Genomic DNA, 18,963 nt, shown 5'->3' on the forward strand with positions numbered 1-18,963 from the left:
CTACCGGGCCACCAGCGCCAGGTCGATCTGTTTCTTTGCCATGTCCACCCTTTGCACCCGCACCTTGACCGGGTCGCCAAGCCGGTACGCCTTGTGTTTGTGCTGGCCCTTGAGCGCATGCTCGTGTTCGAAAAACACGTAGTAATCGTCCGACAGAGTCGACACCCGCACCAGTCCCTCGACAAACACGTCAGCCAGCTCCACGAAAAAACCGAAGGAAGTGACGTTCGAGATGTGGCCTTTGTGCGTGGAGCCCAGCTTGTCGGCCATGAACTGCACGCGGCGCAGGTCGCTGACCTCGCGCTCGATTCCCATGGCCTTGATTTCCATGTCGGTGGACTGCTCGGCGGCCTTGGCGGTCTGGCTCATCAGCTGCTTGCGCTCTTTGAGCGAACATTTCTTTTTGCCCAGGTACTCCTTCACCACGCGGTGGGTGAACAGGTCCGGGTAACGCCGGATGGGCGAGGTGAAATGGGTGTAGTGTTCGAAGCCGAGGCAGTAGTGGCCGGGGTCTTTTTCCGAGTACACGGCTTTTTTCATCGAGCGCAACAGCACGTAATTGAGCGCACGCTCCTCCGGTTTGTCGCGGGCGCGTTCCAGAAGTTTTTGCAGGTGCGTGGATTTCACCTTCTTGAACGATGGCAGGCGGTAACCGAAGTCCGCGGCGAACTCGCCGAAACGGTGAATGCGGTCGGCGTCCGGTTCTTCGTGAATTCGGTGAATGACTGGCAGGTTCTTCTTCGCCATGTCTTCGGCGACGACGCGGTTGGCCGACAGCATGAACTCCTCAATGATCTCATGCGCGATGTTGTGCGGCGCTTTGCGGATGGTCTGGATTTTACCGTCCTGCGTCATCAGGATCTCCGCCTCGGGAATGTTGAAATCGACACTGCCTTCCTGGAACCGTTTCTTGCGCAGGATGCGGCTCAGCTTTTCCATGTCCTTCAGCATGGGCATGACCTCGTCGAACTGCCCTTCCGGGTCGCCGTCTTCCAGCAGAGACGCCACTTGTGTGTAGGTGAAGCGGATCTTGCTTTCGATGATGGAGTCGTAGATGTCGTAGTCCACGACTTCGCCTTTGCTGTTGAACACGATGTCGCAACTGAGCGTCAGGTGTTCCTCGTTGGGCCGCAGGCTGCACACCTCGTTCGACAATTTGAACGGAAGCATGGGAATGACCCCCTCGGCGTAGTAGATGCTGGTACCGCGCTGGAACGCTTCTTCATCCAGGGGCGAGTTTTCGGTGACGTAATGGCTGACGTCGGCGATGTGCACTCCGAGGCGGTACAGGTCTTTTTCGCGGGTGAGCGTCACCGCGTCGTCGAAATCCTTGGCGCGTTCTCCGTCGATGGTGAAGATGAGTTGATCGGTCAGGTCGCGCCGCCGGGACCGTTCTTCATCGGAAATTTCAAGGCTCAGTTTCTTCACCTGCCGAAGAACCTTGGTCGGGAATTCCTGCCGGGCGTCGTGCTTGTGGAATATGGAGCGCAACTCCACCGCAGGGTCGTCCGCAGGGCCCAGCACTTGGATGACGCGTCCGACCGGGGGATGGTGCCGCGTCGGGTAATCGACGATCTCCACCTGCACCATCTCGCCGGACTGCGCTCCCAGGATATCCTTGCCGGGGATGAACACGTCCTGGAAGTACTTGGCGTCGGAAGGCACCACCCAGCCGTCGCGGTTGAGCGCTTCGAACAGTCCCACCAGTTTCTGGGTGCGGCGTTCGAGGATGCGGATGACGCGTCCTTCCGGACGCGAGTAACCGCGGTACTGTGACTCAATGCGCACCACGATCTTGTCCTGGTGCATGGCGCCGCCCATCTTCTGGCGGCTGATGTAGATGTCCGGTTCCTCGCCTTCACGGATGAGGAAGCCGTAGCCGTCCGGGTGGCCGTGCAGAAGGCCGGAAACGAGGCTCATTTCGTCCGGCAGGCCGTAGCGGCCGCCACGCAGTTTGACGACGGAGCCTTCGCCCGCGAGGTCCTTGAGCAAGTGACGGAACTCTCGGCGCTGAGTTTCCGGAATGCCGAGCGTTTTCATCAGCTCGGAAAACTTCATCGGCCGGTTGGTTTTTTCGTGGAGGAGTTTGAGAACGACGGATTCGCTGAGTTCCATAAGGGGGCAGGTCACGATTAGAATGTTTCTTCATCGTAACATCAACCCGATTCCCTGCGAAACCGAATCGGCAGTGACTCATTCAAATCTCTTTTTTCTTACCCGTTCAGGCGTTTTGCTTTTTGAAGGCAACTCCCCTATAATCCTTTGAAATTTTGCGAATCAAGGGTTTGAGACATGAAAGTTCAGTTGGACTGGCTTAGGCAATACGTGAAGTGGGACATGTCCAAGGAAGACCTGTGTCACCTGTTGACCATGGGCGGGCTGGAAGTGGAAGCCGACGAACCGGTGGACCTGGGCGGAGGCAACCTCACCGAGGTGGTGGAGTTGAACGTCACGCCCAACCGCGGATACTGCCTGAGCCACCTGGGTGTGGCGCGGGAAATCGCGGGTTTCACCGGAGCCGCGTTCCGTTCGCCGGAGCCGGACCCCGAGCTGGAAAAAGCATTCACCTCGAGACCGGCCGCCGATGCCCTGCAGGTGGATAACGAAGAGACCGGGTTGTGCCCGCGTTACGCCGCCCTGGTCATCGACAACGTCAAGGTCGCGCCGTCTCCCAAGTGGTTGCAGGAACGGTTGATCGCCATTGGGCTCCGTCCCATCAACAACATCGTGGACATCACGAACTTCGTGATGATGGAATACGGACAGCCCCTGCACGCCTTCGACCTGAATCTGCTCAAAAACCGCCGTATCCTCATACGCCGTGGCCGGGACAGGGAAGCGTTCGTGGCGCTGGATGGCACGCAACTGCGGCTCGACCCCGACGCGCTGGTCATCGCGGACGGAGAAAAGCCCATCGCGCTGGCGGGCATCATGGGCGGCGCCAACAGCCAGGTGAACAAGGACACGACCACCGTGGCGCTGGAAAGTGCGTACTTCGATCCCGTCACCGTTCGGCAGGCATCCAAGAAGTACGGCCTGCGCTCGGATTCCTCGTATCGCTTTGAGCGCGGCGCCGACATTGAGGCCGTCATCACCGCACAAAGCCGGGCGGCGTTGTTGATCCGCGAGCTGGCGGGAGGCGAGATTTTAAACGGCCGTTTCGATATCTATCCCAATCCTGTGCCGCGCAAACAGATTTCTCTCCGCGTCTCCCGTACCAACCAGGTGCTGGGCACTGAGTTGCAGGCGGACAAAATTGTTAAATACCTGAAGGGACTGGGACTGGAAATAGCCAAAGAAGAACAGGCCGGCGAACGATTCCTGGTGGAAGTGCCGGCCTTCCGCCCGACCCTGCAACGCGAGATCGACCTCATCGAAGAAATCGCAAGGCTGGACGGCTACGACCAGGTTCCCGTTACCAGTCCGAGAGGGGCGTTGTCGCCGGTGATCGATTCGCCGACCCGCACCCTCGTGCAGGAAGCCCGCGCACGGTTGTGTCACCTGGGGTACGCCGAGGCGGTGAACTACAGTTTCATTGAAAAGGAATACGCGACGAATTTCATGACGGCGTTCGCGCCCGGGGATGCCGGGACGATCGATCTCGACAACCCAATCAGCGCCGATCTCGGCACCATGCGCACCAGCCTTGTTCCCGGTCTATTGAAGACCGCGATCAGCAACATCAATAAAGGAAATAAATCGGTGCGCCTGTTTGAGGCCGGCAGCATTTTCCACCAACCCAACGGCGGGCAGGAGGCGGTTCAGAACACCTGCATTGCCGTGCTGGTTGCCGGACCGCATCCGACAAGCGTTTGGAAGGGGGCCAACGCCGGGCATGATTTTTTCGATATCAAGGGCGTGCTGGAATCGCTGCTGGAGGGCTTCGGCGTGAAAGCGCAAACCGGGTCCGCCAGCCGCGCCTTTCTCGATGCCGGGCAGTCGGCGGCCTGGACCGTGGAGGGCCGGGAGATAGGTTATTGCGGTAAAGTGGAAGGAAAACGGGCTTCCGCAATGGGACTCGACACCCCTGCTTATGTATTGGAGATTCACGTCGGTCTCCTGGCTGAGAGCCTGCCGGGTCGCAAAAAATTCCAGCCCCTGCCAAAGTTTCCCGAGACCTACCGCGACATCTCCATCCTGGTGGACAAGCCCGTGGCGTCGGGCGAGATCAGCGACCTCATCCGGGAGGCGGGACAGCCGTTGTTGAGCCGGGTGGAGTTGTACGATCAATTTGAGGGAAAGAAACTTCCGGAGGGGAAGAAAAGCCTCACCTACGCCCTTGCATTTCAGTCGCCGGACAAGACCCTGACCGACGAGGAAGTGAACCCCGTTTTCCAAAATATTGTGAAGGCACTGGACGACCAGGTGGGAGCCACTCTCCGCGACCAGTAACGGGTCCTGCCAGGCCGTTCCCATGCAATTGACACCCCTGTCGCCCGGTGATACGATTCGCCCATGTCCACGCACCCGGTTGACAAGCTGGAGCGCCTCGTCTCCGAATGGATCGAGACCGCCCGCACCCTGCGGGAAGAAAACGCTCGCTTGCAAACCGAAGTCCGGCAACTGCGACAGCAGGTGGAATCTCTCTCGCAGGAGCAGAACGGCACCCAGGCGAAACTGAACCGCCTCGCCAGCCTGGAAGCGGAGCAGAGACGCTGGGAGGAGGAGAGAAAAACCATGCGGACCAAAGTGCGCGGCATCCTCGAACAGCTCCACCGCATTCCCGCAGAGTGACGGCCATGGCTCCCGGCACGCAGATCCAGATTTACGGAAAAAAATACACCGTCAAAGCGACCTCTTCCAGCGTGTCTTTGCAGGAACTCGCGGATTATGTGGATTCCCGCATGCGGGAGCTTTCGTCTACCAGCCGTACCGTTCCGGCGGATGTGGCGGTGCTCGCCGCGCTCAATATCGCGCAGGATTTATTTGAATTGAAACAACAATTTCAAGCCCTGAAGACGGAAAACGAAGCGGAAAAAAAAGAGTTGGAGGAACGGACCCGTTCCCTTTCCGAAAAGCTGGAAAACGAACTGGCGCGAACCCGCGAAAACCCCGGTAAATGACACAAAAGAATAGGCTTGAGGGGGTTCTGGGGTTGTGCTACGATTGATCGAAAAATGGGGTACAGTGCTTCCCTGTGGTGCTCGAGTATAAAATCAATTCTTGAGCCAACATTAACCAACGGGATCGAAACTGGCTGTGGTGAGCAAGCCTCCGTCGGAGGAAGCCTAAAACAGTTCACGGAGAACCCACCTGTCCTTGGCAGGTTCAAAAACTGATTTTGACACGGCACACGCGGGGAAGCATTTCCGAATATTTTAGTGGGTGTGCAGGCGGTAAACCCGGTCGCCAGTTCCCAGTAAGGGACGAGCCGAAAATCAGGCGGGACCGGTTTTGATTTTGAAAAGGATCAACGGATCTTGAATCAGGGATACGTTATTAAATATAAAATCTGGACAACTCCCCAACGGTTTGCCGGTAGGTTCTCGCCTTGTGCAGTGCGGCCAGGTGCCACAAGCCAGCGCAAACCCGATTCTTCCCGTGATTCGGAAGGGTCCGGTTGACGCGGCAGACCGCTTCCACTGACTCCTCCAGAGCCTGACCCTCTTTACTTGGTATCACCCACGGAATATTGAGGGCTCTTTGCATTCGAAAGCAGTCATCCGGAAAGAGATTCTGGCCCATCGCCGGACCCTGGATCCGGAAAGCCTGAAAACGCTGAGCGGCCGCATCACCGAAACGGTGCTGGAACTGGATGCGTTCCGGCGTGCGGGTACCATGTTGATTTACCTGTCCATTCCCGGTGAGGTGGAAACGGACGGTCTGGTCAGCGCAGCGCTGGATGCCGGTAAGCGCGTGTGCGTGCCGGTCGTCCATTCCCGGTCAGGCGAACTCACCGCCACGCACCTTCCGGGATGGGACATCGAGTTCCGAACCGGGCCGTTCGGTATCCGCGAGCCGGAGGACCGGTTCCTCAATCGGGTGCCGCCGGAGGAAATCGACCTGGTTTTGCTGCCGGGTCTGGCTTTTGACAGGAAAGGGGGACGCATCGGGTATGGCAAGGGATACTTCGACCGGTTTCTTGACCGGTTGAACGACCGCGCAGGCAGGATTGCACTGGCTTTCGATTTCCAGATTCACGACACCCTGCCTCAAAGCCCTTTGGACCGGCGCGTTCACAAAGTCATAACTGAGAAAGAGATCATTCATTGCTGAGCGGAGGGTTCCGTTCGGGCAGGATGTTTTGAGATATAACCAGGGGTTACGTTATGGGAAATGCAACGGGTGGTATGGAACTGAGCTTGGTGACATTGATTGTGAGCCTGGCCGGGACCCTGGGTATCGGGTTTTTCGCCGGATACCTTCTGCGCAAGAAACTCTCTGAGTTTCAGTTGAAAGAGTCGGAGGAACTGGGCGCCAGGATCCTTCAGGAAGCGGAAAAGGAAGCGGAAAGGCTCAAGAAGGAAGCCGAACTCCAGGTCAAGGAAGAGCAGATCGCCATCAGGGCCCGCATGGAGAAGGAACTGGAGGGTGAGATGAGCGAGCTGCGTGAGCAGGAGAAGGCCCTGCGCCAGAAAGAAACCGAGCTGAACAACCTCATCGAAAAAAACCGCCAGGCGGAACGCAATTTCGAGTACCGCGGAAAGGAACTCGACGAAAAAGAAGCCGCGGTTGCGAAACAGAAACAGGAATACGAGACGCTGGTCGTCGATCAGATCAAAAAACTCGAATCCATCAGCAACTACACGGCCGAGGAGGCAAAGGAAGCGATCCGCAACCAGATGCTGGAAGAGGCACGCCAGGATGCGGCGCGTCAGGTGAAGCGCATCGAGGAAGAGGCGCGGACCAATGCGGAAGAAGAAGCCCGCCGCCTCATTTCCATGGCGGTGCAGCGGCTGGCCTCCGACCACGTGGCGGAAACCACCGTATCGGTAGTCGAGTTGCCGAACGACGACATCAAGGGCCGCATCATCGGACGCGAAGGACGCAACATCCGTGCGCTCGAGCAGAGCACGGGCGTCGACCTCATCATCGACGACACGCCGGGTGCGGTGGTGCTGTCCAGCTTCGATCCCATCCGCCGGGAGATCGCGCGCCGCGCGCTGGAGAAACTCACCCTCGACGGACGCATCCACCCCGGCCGCATCGAGGAAGTGGTCTCCAAGTGCAAAAAGGAAATCAACCAGGACATCATCGATGCCGGCGAGCAGGCGGTGATGGACGTCGGCGTGGACCGCATGCATCCGGACATGGTGAAACTGCTGGGCCGACTCAAGTACCGCACCAGCTACACGCAGAACGTGCTCCAGCATTCCAAGGAAGTGGCGTGGGTGTGCGGCGCGATTGCTTCCGAGATGGGCCTGGATGTGCAGTTGGCAAAACGCTGTGGACTCCTGCATGACATCGGAAAGGCCATCGACCGGCAGACCGACGGCACGCACACCCAGCTCGGCGTGGACATCGCCAATCGCTACAACGAACACAAGTACGTGATCAATGCCATCGGCGCGCATCACGAAGACATCGAACCGGATTCCATTTATGCCGTGCTGGTTGCAGCCGGGGATACCATCTCCGCGTCCCGGCCGGGCGCGCGCCGCGAAATGCTGGAGACCTACGTCAAACGCATGTCGCAGCTGGAAGAAATCGGTGATTCGTTCAAGGGCGTCGAAAAGACCTATGCGATCCAGGCCGGACGCGAGGTGCGCATCGTCGTCGTTCCCGACAATATCACCGACGAGGAAGCCATCCTGCTGTCCAAGGACGTGGCCAAACGCATCGAAAAGGAAGTGACGTACCCCGGCGAGATCAAGATCACGGTGGTGCGCGAATCCCGCTTTGTGCAGATCGCCCGCTGATAAAGGCGGTCCGTCAACAATCCGAAAACTCCCATGCACCCGCTTGCTGAACGCGGGTGTGTTCCTTCAAATTCCCTAACCTCCGAATTCATGGAAGAGACCAGCAATTTTCTACAACAGCGCCGCGATAAACTCGATGAACTGCGGCAGATGGGTGTCAACCCCTACATCAACCGCTTCAAGGTCAACGCGCATATCGGCGATCTTTTGTCCGCTCACGGGGATAAAAGCAAGGAAACACTCGACGAGGAAAATCTGAATTTTGTCGTCGCCGGGCGCGTCATGACCCGCCGCAAGCATGGCAAGACCACGTTCTGCCACATCAAGGACGGCACCGGACAGTTCCAGATTTATGTGAAGAAGGACGATATCGGCGCGGACAACTACGAATGGTTCAGCAAGGTGGACATGGGGGATTTCCTCGGCGCCGAAGGGCGGTTGTCCAAAACCAAAACGGGTGAGCTCACCCTGTTCTGCACGAAGGTCACCCTGCTTTCCAAATCGCTCCTGCCGCTTCCGGAAAAATGGCACGGTTTGAAAGATGTCGAGCTGCGTTACCGCCAGCGGTACGTGGACCTCATCGTCAATCCCGGGGTGAAGGATGTGTTCGTGGCGCGGAGTCGCATCATCCAGGCCATCCGCACCTTTTTGAACGATCGAGATTACCTGGAAGTGGAAACGCCGATGATGCAGTCCATCCCCGGCGGCGCGACGGCGAAACCGTTCAAGACGCACCACAATGCGCTCGACATGGAACTGTACCTGCGTGTGGCGCCGGAGTTATTCCTGAAACGGCTGGTGGTCGGCGGCATCGACCGGGTGTACGAGATCAACCGCAATTTTCGCAATGAAGGCATTTCTACCCAGCACAATCCCGAGTTCACCATGCTGGAGTTTTACACCGCCTACGCGGATTACCGGGATCTCATGGACCTGACCGAGGAGTTGTTCCGTTACATCGGCACCAACGTGTTCAACACGCTCACCTTCCCCTGCACGATTAACGACAAGGAAGGCCGTACGGAAACCCTCGATCTGTCGAAACCGTTTCAGCGGTACACGTTCTTTCAGTCCATCACGGAGCTGGGGGGCGTGCCCGCGGACGTGCTTCAGGATTACGACAAGATCACCGGCTATGCGCTCGAGCACAAGGTGCCGCTGGAAAAACGTGACACGCTGGGCAAGGTTCAGGGCAAGCTGTTCGACCACTTTGTCGAACCGAAGCTGGTGCAGCCGACGTTCATCATCGACTACCCGCTGGAACTGTCGCCGTTGTCCAAAAAAAAGGAAGACGATCCCAACCTGGTGGAACGCTTCGAGTTTTTTGTCGGGTGCCGGGAGCTGGCCAACGCGTACACCGAGTTGAACGATCCCATCGACCAGAAAGCCCGGTTTGAACAGCAGGTGGCGCAGAAGGATGCGGGAGACGAGGAAGCACACTGGATGGACCTCGATTTCATCCGCGCACTGGAATACGGCATGCCGCCGACGGCGGGCGAGGGCATCGGCATCGACCGCCTGGCCATGCTTTTCACCAACTCCCCGTCCATCCGGGATGTGATTTTGTTCCCGCAGTTGAAAAAAGAATCCTGAACGCCGTACTCTAATCATCCGGACTGCGGTCCGGTTTCGGTCAACCTCACTTGCCATCGTCATGGGTTACGAATTACGAGTCAGCTGGCGGTACCTCTGCTCCCGGAAATCCCACAAGTTCATCTCCCTCATCACCTTCATCTCCGTCGGCGGGGTGGCCCTGGGCGTGATGGCGCTCATCGTGGTCATCGCCGTCATGTCCGGTTTCAGTAAGAACCTGCGCGACAAGATCCTCGGCACCAACAGCCACATCGTGGTAACGAGTTTCGAGCGCGAGGGCATCGCCCATTACGAAAAAATCGTGAGTACGGTGAAGGAAGTCGAGCAGGTGAAGGCGGCGGCGCCGTTCATCCTCAAGCAGGTGATGCTCACCTACGGCCAGCGCACGTCCGGTGTGGTGATCCGCGGTGTCGATCCCAAACGGGAGGGCGACATCTCCGATCTTGAGAAGAACATGGTGGAGGGCAAACTGGAGAACCTGGCAGGAACCGCCCCCAGTAAATCGAATATCCATCGGCAGGGGATCATTCTCGGGGTGGAGTTGTCACGCTCGCTCGGCGCGTCGGTGGGGGATGTCATCGGTATGCTCGCGCCCTCGGTGCGCATGACCCCGCTGGGCGTCATCCCGAACATCAAGATGGTGCAGGTGGTGGGGCTGTTCCAATCCGGCATGTATGAATACGATGCCAACCTCGCGTTCGTGTCGATCGAATCCGCACAAAAGCTGTTCAATATGAAGGGCACGGTGACGGGTGTGGAGATCAAGGTCGAGGACATTGACCTCGCGTGGAAAACCGCCGAATCCATACAGAAAAAGCTGGAGTTCCCCTACATCACCCGCGACTGGATGCAGATGAACAAGAATTTGTTTTCGGCGCTCAAGCTGGAGAAAATCACCATGTTCATCATTCTCATCCTCATCATTCTTGTCGCCGCGTTCAACATCATCAGCACGCTGTTCATGGTGGTCATGGAAAAGTCCAAGGACATCGCGATTTTGAAATCCATGGGGGCCACCGGCGGCAGCATCATGAAAATTTTCAGTATGCAGGGACTGATTATCGGTCTCGTCGGAACGGGGCTGGGGGTGGTGGCGGGATTCACCATCGTGCCCAACCTGAATGAGATCGTCGGTTTCATCGAGTCGATGTTCAGCATCCAGGCGTTTCCGAGCGATGTGTATTACCTCGACCGCCTGCCGTCGGAGATTCAATACTTCGATTCTTTTTTGATCATCGTATTTTCCATTCTCATCTGCTTTGCGGCGTCGCTGTATCCCGCGTGGCGCGCGGCGCGGCTGGACCCGGTGGACGGATTGCGTTATGAATGATCCGCGCGGAGAGATCCTGCTCAGCGTGACCGGCGTGTGGAAAGCCTACCGGCGCAATGCGGAGTCGGTCGAGGTGCTCCGGAATGCCGACCTGCAGGTGAAGACGGGGGAGGTCCTCGGTATCGTCGGCGCCAGCGGGGCGGGCAAAAGCACGTTGCTGCACATCATGGGCGGCCTCGACCACCCGCAGAAGGGAAAGGTCGAATTCAAGGGACAGGACATCTTCGCCAAGAAAAACGGTTTCCTGGAGCAGTTCCGCAACCGCCATGTCGGCTTTGTGTTTCAGTTGTTCAACCTGTTGCCGGATTTCACCGCACTGGAAAACACGCTGTTTCCCGGTTTCATTGGGGGGCAGGATGAGGGCGAGCTTCGCGAGCGAGCCGTGGGCCTGCTCACGCAGATGGGATTGAAAGACCGCCTGCATCACAAGCCCGGAGAGTTGTCTGGCGGTGAGACCCAGCGGGTGGCGCTGGCGAGGAGCCTGGTCAACCAACCGGATCTTTTGCTGGCGGATGAGCCTACGGGCAACCTCGACTCAAAATCCAGCGATGCATTCATGGACCTGGTGCGCGATCTCAACAAGAAATCCAACCAGACGTTTGTCATTGTCACCCACAGTCCACGCATCGCCAAAAGCCTGGACCGGGTCCTGCAACTGGTGGACGGCGAGATCAAACCGATCGACAAGGAATTGATTCTGTAACCTTTCACACCCAAGAGGCAGTATGAAACTGAAGGACATCATCGCGCAGGTGGGCGGCACCGTGCAGGGCGACGACCAGATCGACATCACCGATGCGTGCGGACTCGACCACGCCCAGGCCGGACACATCACCTTCCTCGCCGATAAAAAATACAAGGACAAACTGGCAACTTCTCCCGCCTCGGCGGTGCTGGTCAAAGAGCCGATGGAAACAGGTATGACGCAGGTCATCCACCCCGCGCCCCAGCTTGCGTTCGCCAAAATCCTCGCCGCATTCCATCCCGAGCCGAAACCCGAACCCGGGATCGACGAGCGCGCGGCTGTGGACCCAACGGCGAAGCTTGGCAAAAACGTCACCGTTTTTCCTTTCGTCACCCTCGGCAAAGACGTGACCGTCGGCGACAACACGGTACTGTATCCCGGCGTGGTGGTTCACGACGGGAGCCGCATCGGTAACGATTGCACCCTGCATGCCAACGTCACCGTGTATCGGGATACGCAGATCGGCAGCGGCGTCATTCTGCATTCCGGTGTGGTGGTCGGGGCGGACGGGTTTGGCTACACGCCGAACGAGAAAGGCGAACATGTGAAGATCATGCAGGTCGGCCGGGTGGTCATTGAAGACAACGTCGAGGTCGGGGCGAATACCTGCATCGACCGCGCGGCGTTCGGCGAAACCGTCATCCGGCAGGGAACGAAGATCGACAATCTCGTCCAGGTGGCGCACAACTGTGACATCGGGCCACACTCCATCCTCGTCTCGCAGGTGGGGTTGTCTGGAAGCTGCAAACTGGGACACCATGTCATCCTCGCCGGCCAGGTGGGACTGGCCGATCACGTGACCCTCGGCAGCCAGGTGATTGTTGCGGCCAAGGGAGGTGTGAACAAGGACATTCCCGATGCGGGATTCTACGGTGGAAGCCCTGCCGTCTCGGGCATGACCTGGAAAAAATACGTTACGATGTTTCCCAAACTGCCGGAAATGGCGCAGAAACTGAGAGAATTGGAAAAGCGCCTGAATGCGATTGAAAACAAATGAAAACGCTTGCTAAAATAAACAAATAATGTATTTTAGCGAACTTTTGTGATTCTAAAAGGTGGATCGAAACATGAAATCGACCTGCAAGGCACTTTTGTTGTGGGTGGGCCTCGGGATCATGACCTCCGGCGCGGTCTGGGAAATGACGCCGGAAGATCTCGGCCAATATATAGAAAAGAAACTGCGCCGCAATGACCGGTCGCTCAAGCTGAATGAAAAAATCATTCATGAGTCCGGTGCGAAGTTCCTCGCCAACTCCCCGCTTCTTGAAAGCGTCACCGTGCTCAAGATTTATAAAGGGGATATCGGCGACGAAGGAGTGCATGCGCTGGCGCAGTCACGTTACCTGAAAAACCTGAAAGAGTTGTCGATTGAAAACAACGGTGTGACCGATGTGGGGGCACGTTACCTGGCGGAGTCTCCGTATCTCGGCAATCTGGAAACGCTGAACCTGTTCAACAATAAGATCGGCGATGCGGGGGCCAAAGCCCTGGCGGAATCGCAAACGCTTTCGGGGCTTCTGGACCTGAATCTCAACTACAATGAAGTGGGTGACGCGGGTACCTTGGCGATTCTCCACTCTTCCAGTTTCAAAAGACTGATGCACATCGGCCTCGCTTACAACAAGCTGGGCAAGGAAGGGGCGCAGGCGCTGAAGGATTTCCGCCTGCGGCAGAAGATCGAGGAATGGAAGGCAACCGATTCTCTTGAAAACCTTGAGAAGAACTACATAGGCGACCGCGGGGTGATGATCCTTTTGGAGTCGCCCTATATCAGCGAGATTCAGGAGTTGAACCTGAGCAACAACAACCTGACGGACGAGGCCATTGTGGCGCTTGCCAACTCATCCAAAGTGAGCAAGCTGCGATCGCTCCGCCTGGCGGGCAATTACATCACGGACCGCGGGGCGGAAGCGCTGGCCAAATCCAAATCCCTGCGTAACCTGAAAAATCTGGATTTGAACTTCAATTACATCGGCGATGAAGGCGCGTTTGCGCTGGCGAAGGCGGAACACCTGTCACAGCTGGAAATGCTCCGGCTGGGGCAGAACCGTATCGGCTTCGAGGGAGCGAGAGCCCTCGACCAGTCTCCTTATCTCAAAAACCTCATTTATCCCATCTTCGGCTTTTACTGATCCCGGACACGACTCATGGCGCAGATACTCGAATTTGAAAAGGAAATTTTTGCGGTCGAAAACCAGATCCGCGAGCTTGTTTCGCTGTCGCACATGTATGACAGCATCGGCGACATCTCTCACGAAATCGCCAAACTCAGGAAAAAGCTTCGGCGCATGAAGTACGACACGTTCAATAATTTGGACGGCTGGCAGAAGACGCAGGTCGCACGTCATCCCATGCGACCGTACACCATGGATTACATCAACGGCATTTTCACCGATTTTCAGGAGCTGAGCGGCGACCGTCATGGGGGACTGGGTGCGCCCATTATCGGCGGCATGGCAAAATTCGGCGACCTCACGGTGATGATCATCGGTCATCAAAAGGGTCGCGATACGAAGGAAAAACTGCTTCGCAATTTTGGCATGCCGCAACCGTCCGCTTACCGCAAGGCCTTGCGCTTGATGGAGATGGCGGAAAAGTTCAACCTGCCCATCGTGACGTTCATCGACACTCCCGGTGCGTATCCAGGCGTGGATGCGGAAGAGAAGGGCCAGTCGGAAGCCATCGCCCAGAACCTGTTTGTCATGGCGGGGCTCAAGGTGCCGATCATCGCCACCATCATCGGCGAAGGCGGCAGTGGCGGTGCGTTGGCCATAGGCATGGGCAACCGCGTACTCATGCTGGAACATTCAGTGTATTCCGTGATCTCGCCGGAAGGCTGTGCATCGATTTTGTGGGGTGATAAAGAAAAGGTGAAGCAGGCCGCAGATGCGCTTTGCCTGACCGCGCAACAGCTCATCACCATGAAGGTCATCGATCAGATTGTGACCGAACCTCTCGGCGGCGCGCATCGCAATTACAAGCGCGCCACCATCCTGCTCAAAAAGGCCCTTCGTGTGCATCTCAACGCATTGACGCAGATGAGCGCCGAACAGCTTGTTGAGCAACGGCAGGAAAAATTCCGAAATCTCGGCGAGTTCGTTACCGGCCCGGTGAAGGAATGATCATTTCCAGATAAACGTGAATCAAAGGTGGAGTTGAGACCGGAACAGGTTCGCGTAGCTGGTGTCTCCCTGAATCAGATCTTCATGCGTTCCGGATTCTACCAGTGTTCCTTCCTGCAGGACCACGATGCGGTCCGCATCCTCCAGCGTGGACAGACGATGCGCGATGATGAGCGTGGTGCGGCTGGCCATGAGCTGGCGAAGCGCTTCTTTGATCTGCATCTCGGTTTCCGAATCGACCGATGCCGTGGCTTCGTCCAGCACCACAATGGGCGGATCTTTCAAAAACACGCGGGCGATGGCGAGTCGGTGGCGCTCTCCGCCGGACAGCTTCACCCCGCGCTCCCCGATCAACGTATCGTATCCATGGGGCAGTTTTTCGACGAACCCCGCGGCATTCGCCGCTTTTGCAGCGCGGCGGATGTCTTGCTCCGAAGCCTGAAGGTTGCCGTAACGGATGTTGTCGGCCACGGTCCCATTGAACAAAAACGGCTCCTGCGATACCAGCCCGATCTGTTCGCGCAGATAGGACAGGCTGAGTTCGCGAAGCGGGTAGCCGTCGATGCGCACCTCCCCCGCCGTCGGATCGTAAAACCGCATGAGCAGTTTGACCAGCGTCGATTTGCCGCTTCCCGTATGTCCCGCCAATGCGATGGTCTCTCCCGGCTCGACGTCAAAAGAAACGCCGTGCAGAACTTCCTTGCCTTCGACATAGGAAAAATGAATGTCGCGGAAATCGATGTGGCCGCGCACGTGGGTGGAGGGCACGATGGGGTTTTCCGGCTCCTTCACTTCCGGTTCCGCGTCGATGATTTCAAACAACCGCTCGCTGGAGGCCAGTGCGTGTTGCAACATGTGGTTGAGCGAGTGCAATTGATTGATGGGGGTGTAAAAGAGGGCGAGGTAGCCGATGAAGGCAACCAGCGTCCCGACGGTGATTTCCCCGCCACGCACCAGCCCGATTCCATAAAGCACGATCAGCACCGTGCCCATCGATCCCAGAAACATCATGCTGGGTGAGTAATACGCCCACAGCTTCATCACTTCCAGCGTCCCCTTGCAATAGGCGTCGCTCCGTTTTTCAAACCGTTCGATCTCGTGATTCTGCCGGTTGAAGGCAAAGGTTTCCTTCATGCCGGAGATGGTGTCCTGAAGGATGCCGTTCATCTTTGCCGCGCGTTCACGCACCATGTGGTACAGATCGTGCGCCTTGAAGGTATACTTCCATGCACCCAGAATCAGCAGGGGAATCGGGATCATCGACGCCAGTGCCAGCTTCCAGTGCAGGAAAAACATGATGATGGTGATGCCGATGAGCGTCAGGACCGCCGTGACCAACTGCTCGATACCATCGATGAATATGCGTTCCACGTAGGTCACATCATCATTCACACGTGACATGATTTCGCCCGTCGCTCGATTTTCGTAATACTTGAGCGACATCTTCTGCAGCGAGCGGTACACGTGCGACCGCAGGTCGAAGACCACTTTCTGCTCGAGGTCGTTGTTGAGCCGGATGCGTTTGTAATTTGAAAAATTACGGCCGAAGTAGGAGAGAACGAGTGCCAGCACGACCCAGTAGATCGCACTGCCGGCCTGCTCCTGCACCAGTTGATCGATGATGATCTTGATGAGCCACGGTGGAACGAGGTCCAGAAGGGTGGTCAGGATGGCGAATCCCAGAGTCCATGCCACATAGGGTTTGTAAGGTTTCAGATATCCCAAAACCCGGATAAGAGATTTCATGATGCGTGTGTGTCAGCGTTGTTATATTTTTTTGTGTGTCATGCATGGTGACTTGACCCTGTTGAGGTCCATGGTTCAATATTAGACCAGACAGGGCGGAAATCTTAAATAAAAACTTCTGGATGGATGGAGAAGGCATGGAATATCGACAGTTGGGATCGAGCGATTTGAAGGTTTCAGTACTGGGATTTGGTGCGTGGGGCATCGGCGGTTCGCCGTTCTGGACGACGGAGGGCGATCGTGCCTCCGAGAAAGCTCTCCTTAAGGCGGTGGAACTGGGGATCAATTTTTTCGACACCGCGCCGGTATATGGATTCGGTCATTCGGAGTCAATTATAGGAAAAACCCTGAAACCGCACCGGGACAAACTGGTCTACGCCACCAAATGTGGCCTGCGTTGGGAAAAAGAATCGTTGGGCTCCATCCGCAAGGTGGCGACCCGCGCGTCGATCGAGGAAGAAGTCGAACTGAGCCTCAAACGCCTGCAAACGGACGTGATCGATCTCTACCAGGTGCATTGGCCGGATGTGGACACGCCGCAGGCCGAGACCATGGAAGCCCTGATGCGACTGAAAGAGCAGGGCAAGATCCGACACATCGGTGTCAGCAATTACAATGTCCAGCAGATGCAGGAGTGCCTGGAAGTGGGGCCAATTGTCTCCCTGCAACCGGAATACAGCCTTTTGCAAAGGTCGATCGAAAAAGAAATCGTGCCGTTCTGTTTGGTAAACGGTATGGGCGTGGTGGCCTACAGCCCGCTCGCGTCCGGCGTGTTGACGGGCAAGTACGGCAAGGACACCAGGTTCAAAGACTGGCGGAGCAAGGGAATCATCGGCGAGTTCACGGGTGAGGCGTTTGAGCGCAACGTGGAGAAAGTGGAGCAGATGAAAGCCGTTGCCGATGGACTGGGAAAAACCTGCACTCACGTGGCGATCAACTGGGTCACGCGCCAGCCCGCGGTGGCGACGGCCTTGATCGGCGTCAAAAACGAAAAGCAGGTGGAAGAGAACGTTCAGGCCATTGGGTGGGAACTGGATAAAGACGCTGGGAAACGGCTCGACAAAATTTTTACTATCGAGTGATCAGGGTGAGGGTTCCTGAAGGACTTCCTTATAAGTTTTAACCATATCCTCGGTCTTTTCTTTTACCAACTCCACTTTCGCACGGACCATCGGGCTTTCCGGTTTCAACAGAGAAAGCGATCCATTGATACCGGTCATGGTTTCTTCCAACCGGTTCACCTGTCCGGGGTGGTCGATCTGCGGGGTGGGTGGCTCCGGCTTTTTCGACATGTCCAGCAGGGCCTGCTGAAGGGCCATCTCCAGCGCCTTGATTCGTTCGTCCATGGTCTTTTGTTTGACGCCGAGATTGAGGGATGCCTGGTTCTGCGATAACGTCAACTGCGTTCCCAAATCCTTCAGGTGCAAAACCTGGGTTTTGTTGATGGTGTAGAAGGTGACCCCAAGGACAGCGAGGATGCTGATGTACAGCATGGTTTTGACGACCGTGATTTCCCGCCGGTTTCTTCTGATTTCCGCGCGCAGGGTTTCCACCTCGGATTCCGGGTGGGTTTCGTCAGGGGCGGTACCGGTTTCCTGGTTGTCGTTTTCTTCCATCGGGGAAGGGGCGGGGGAGCCGTCTTCGCCGTTTTCGGACGAACGATCCGGCTCCAGGTTCTCGTCACGCGATTCCATGGGTTTCCTCAACAATGAAATTTTCAGGATGCGGGCTATTGTTCCACAACCATGAGGCTCAGGTAAAGGCCTAAAATGTCATCCCCAAAGAAAATGGAGACAACCGTGGCCAGGGCGAGGAACGGCCCGAAAGGAATCCGGCTGAGAAAATTCAGTTTTTTGGTTGTCATCCCGAGCGCCCCGAACAACGCTCCCGAAATCGCCCCGAGAAAAATGACGAGCAGCACCTGCGCCCATCCCAGAAGTGCTCCCGCCGCGGCGATGTACTTGATGTCGCCTCCCCCCATGCCCATGGCCCCGCGTACCTTGAAATACACTTCCGCCAGAAACAGGAACAGGCCGCCCCCCACCACCAGCCCGATCAGGGAATCCATGAAACCATTCAGGTAGGTGCCTGCGATCAAACCAAACGCGATACCGGGAAGTGTGATTTTATCGGGAATGATCTGGTGTTGGATATCGATCACGGTGATGATGACGAGAGTCGGCATGACGATGGCGTAAATCGCGCTGGTCCATGTGAAACCGAATTTATACAACACCCCGGCCAATAAAAGAGCTGTCACCAGCTCGACAGCCGGATACACCGGGGAGATGGGTTCCTTGCATTTCCGGCAGCGACCGCCGAGAGCCAGGTAGCTCAGGACGGGAACATTATCTCGCTTGCGGATGGGCGTTTTGCAGTGGGGGCAGTGTGAGGCGGGAAAGGCGACGGATTCCTTTTTGGGGAGGCGCGCAATGCATACGTTGCAAAAGCTGCCGATCACCAGGCCGAACAGGAAACCGGTACCCGCCAGCAGGGGAGGGGGAATGAGAGCGAATGTGGAGAAATCCATGCGGGCTCAACGAGAAAAGGAGTCATCCGGCACAACCG

16 protein-coding genes and 1 other RNA gene are annotated in these 18,963 nt (G+C 56.9%); 13 read left to right on the forward strand and 4 right to left on the reverse strand.

Annotated elements, in window-relative coordinates:
• Positions 1-2,130, reverse strand: coding sequence for a ribonuclease R (rnr, locus tag ACTRW9_RS05560; RefSeq protein ID WP_442428596.1), 2,130 nt, complete (start codon positions 2,128-2,130; stop codon positions 1-3).
• Between the two features lie 162 nt (positions 2,131-2,292).
• Here rnr and pheT point away from each other — a divergent pair, with 162 nt between their 5' ends.
• The 12 genes from pheT to ACTRW9_RS05620 all read left to right on the forward strand — a co-directional run bounded on the left by pheT (position 2,293) and on the right by ACTRW9_RS05620 (position 14,649).
• Positions 2,293-4,392 carry a phenylalanine--tRNA ligase subunit beta gene (gene pheT, locus ACTRW9_RS05565; protein ID WP_442428597.1) on the forward strand — a complete coding sequence of 700 codons (2,100 nt, stop codon included), beginning with the start codon at positions 2,293-2,295 and terminating at the stop codon, positions 4,390-4,392.
• Between the two features lie 63 nt (positions 4,393-4,455).
• On the forward strand, positions 4,456-4,734 hold the full coding sequence (locus ACTRW9_RS05570) for a hypothetical protein (protein WP_442427143.1): 279 nt from the start codon (positions 4,456-4,458) through the stop codon (positions 4,732-4,734).
• A gap of 5 nt (positions 4,735-4,739) precedes the next feature.
• Positions 4,740-5,063, forward strand: a complete 324-nt coding sequence (locus ACTRW9_RS05575) for a cell division protein ZapA (protein WP_442428598.1) — start codon at positions 4,740-4,742, stop codon at positions 5,061-5,063.
• 66 nt (positions 5,064-5,129) lie between these two features.
• Positions 5,130-5,306, forward strand: a non-coding RNA gene (ssrS, locus tag ACTRW9_RS05580) — 6S RNA.
• A 337-nt stretch (positions 5,307-5,643) separates the two neighbouring features.
• Complete coding sequence (locus ACTRW9_RS05585) at positions 5,644-6,216, forward strand: 5-formyltetrahydrofolate cyclo-ligase (RefSeq protein WP_442428599.1); 573 nt, start codon at positions 5,644-5,646, stop codon at positions 6,214-6,216.
• Between the two features lie 74 nt (positions 6,217-6,290).
• The gene (rny, locus tag ACTRW9_RS05590; RefSeq protein WP_442428600.1) at positions 6,291-7,859 is read left to right on the forward strand and encodes a ribonuclease Y; all 1,569 of its coding nucleotides are present in this window, start codon (positions 6,291-6,293) and stop codon (positions 7,857-7,859) included.
• Between the two features lie 90 nt (positions 7,860-7,949).
• Positions 7,950-9,452, forward strand: a complete 1,503-nt coding sequence (gene lysS, locus ACTRW9_RS05595; RefSeq protein ID WP_442428601.1) for a lysine--tRNA ligase — start codon at positions 7,950-7,952, stop codon at positions 9,450-9,452.
• Between the two features lie 61 nt (positions 9,453-9,513).
• Complete coding sequence (locus ACTRW9_RS05600) at positions 9,514-10,782, forward strand: lipoprotein-releasing ABC transporter permease subunit (RefSeq protein WP_442427138.1); 1,269 nt, start codon at positions 9,514-9,516, stop codon at positions 10,780-10,782.
• A complete protein-coding gene (locus tag ACTRW9_RS05605) occupies positions 10,775-11,485 on the forward strand; it encodes an ABC transporter ATP-binding protein (RefSeq protein WP_442428602.1) in 711 nt (236 codons plus the stop codon). The genes ACTRW9_RS05600 and ACTRW9_RS05605 overlap by 8 nt, the downstream gene beginning before the upstream one ends.
• 22 nt (positions 11,486-11,507) lie before the next feature.
• Positions 11,508-12,524: a UDP-3-O-(3-hydroxymyristoyl)glucosamine N-acyltransferase gene (lpxD, locus tag ACTRW9_RS05610; RefSeq protein WP_442427136.1), complete on the forward strand. Its 1,017-nt coding sequence runs from the start codon at positions 11,508-11,510 to the stop codon at positions 12,522-12,524.
• Positions 12,525-12,594: 70 nt separating this feature from the next.
• Positions 12,595-13,659 (forward strand): leucine-rich repeat domain-containing protein, encoded by a 1,065-nt coding sequence (locus ACTRW9_RS05615; protein ID WP_442428603.1) that lies wholly within the window; start codon positions 12,595-12,597, stop codon positions 13,657-13,659.
• Between the two features lie 15 nt (positions 13,660-13,674).
• Entirely contained in the window at positions 13,675-14,649 is a 975-nt protein-coding gene (locus tag ACTRW9_RS05620; RefSeq protein WP_442427134.1) for an acetyl-CoA carboxylase carboxyltransferase subunit alpha, read from the forward strand.
• A 21-nt stretch (positions 14,650-14,670) separates the two neighbouring features.
• Here the strand turns inward: ACTRW9_RS05620 and ACTRW9_RS05625 are convergent, their stop codons facing one another.
• Positions 14,671-16,395 (reverse strand): ABC transporter ATP-binding protein, encoded by a 1,725-nt coding sequence (locus tag ACTRW9_RS05625; RefSeq protein ID WP_442428604.1) that lies wholly within the window; start codon positions 16,393-16,395, stop codon positions 14,671-14,673.
• 137 nt (positions 16,396-16,532) lie between these two features.
• On the opposite strand from ACTRW9_RS05625, the gene ACTRW9_RS05630 reads away from it, so the two are divergent.
• Positions 16,533-17,477: an aldo/keto reductase gene (locus tag ACTRW9_RS05630; RefSeq protein ID WP_442428605.1), complete on the forward strand. Its 945-nt coding sequence runs from the start codon at positions 16,533-16,535 to the stop codon at positions 17,475-17,477.
• On the opposite strand, the gene ACTRW9_RS05635 is transcribed toward ACTRW9_RS05630, so the two are convergent.
• Both ACTRW9_RS05635 and ACTRW9_RS05640 read right to left on the reverse strand, forming a co-directional pair.
• Positions 17,478-18,089: a hypothetical protein gene (locus ACTRW9_RS05635; protein WP_442428606.1), complete on the reverse strand. Its 612-nt coding sequence runs from the start codon at positions 18,087-18,089 to the stop codon at positions 17,478-17,480.
• A gap of 35 nt (positions 18,090-18,124) precedes the next feature.
• Complete coding sequence (locus tag ACTRW9_RS05640; RefSeq protein WP_442427130.1) at positions 18,125-18,925, reverse strand: prepilin peptidase; 801 nt, start codon at positions 18,923-18,925, stop codon at positions 18,125-18,127.
• Positions 18,926-18,963 lie beyond the last annotated feature (38 nt).

Origin of the sequence: Nitrospina sp. 32_T5 (assembly GCF_052156635.1) — a bacterium.
Classification (GTDB): Bacteria; Nitrospinota; Nitrospinia; order Nitrospinales; family Nitrospinaceae; genus Nitrospina.

Excerpts from the sequence above, each read along its gene's own strand:
- lysS (WP_442428601.1), top strand. The coding sequence starts at position 7,950 with ATGGAAGAGACCAGCAATTTTCTACAACAGCGCCGCGATAAACTCGAT.
- ACTRW9_RS05575 (WP_442428598.1), top strand. The coding sequence starts at position 4,740 with ATGGCTCCCGGCACGCAGATCCAGATTTACGGAAAAAAATACACCGTC.
- rny (WP_442428600.1), top strand. The coding sequence starts at position 6,291 with ATGGAACTGAGCTTGGTGACATTGATTGTGAGCCTGGCCGGGACCCTG.
- ACTRW9_RS05570 (WP_442427143.1), top strand. The coding sequence starts at position 4,456 with ATGTCCACGCACCCGGTTGACAAGCTGGAGCGCCTCGTCTCCGAATGG.
- ACTRW9_RS05630 (WP_442428605.1), top strand. The coding sequence starts at position 16,533 with ATGGAATATCGACAGTTGGGATCGAGCGATTTGAAGGTTTCAGTACTG.
- pheT (WP_442428597.1), top strand. The coding sequence starts at position 2,293 with ATGAAAGTTCAGTTGGACTGGCTTAGGCAATACGTGAAGTGGGACATG.
- lpxD (WP_442427136.1), top strand. The coding sequence starts at position 11,508 with ATGAAACTGAAGGACATCATCGCGCAGGTGGGCGGCACCGTGCAGGGC.
- ACTRW9_RS05615 (WP_442428603.1), top strand. The coding sequence starts at position 12,595 with ATGAAATCGACCTGCAAGGCACTTTTGTTGTGGGTGGGCCTCGGGATC.
- ACTRW9_RS05625 (WP_442428604.1), bottom strand. The coding sequence starts at position 16,395 with ATGAAATCTCTTATCCGGGTTTTGGGATATCTGAAACCTTACAAACCC.
- ACTRW9_RS05605 (WP_442428602.1), top strand. The coding sequence starts at position 10,775 with ATGAATGATCCGCGCGGAGAGATCCTGCTCAGCGTGACCGGCGTGTGG.
- ACTRW9_RS05640 (WP_442427130.1), bottom strand. The coding sequence starts at position 18,925 with ATGGATTTCTCCACATTCGCTCTCATTCCCCCTCCCCTGCTGGCGGGT.
- ACTRW9_RS05600 (WP_442427138.1), top strand. The coding sequence starts at position 9,514 with ATGGGTTACGAATTACGAGTCAGCTGGCGGTACCTCTGCTCCCGGAAA.
- ACTRW9_RS05635 (WP_442428606.1), bottom strand. The coding sequence starts at position 18,089 with ATGGAATCGCGTGACGAGAACCTGGAGCCGGATCGTTCGTCCGAAAAC.
- ACTRW9_RS05620 (WP_442427134.1), top strand. The coding sequence starts at position 13,675 with ATGGCGCAGATACTCGAATTTGAAAAGGAAATTTTTGCGGTCGAAAAC.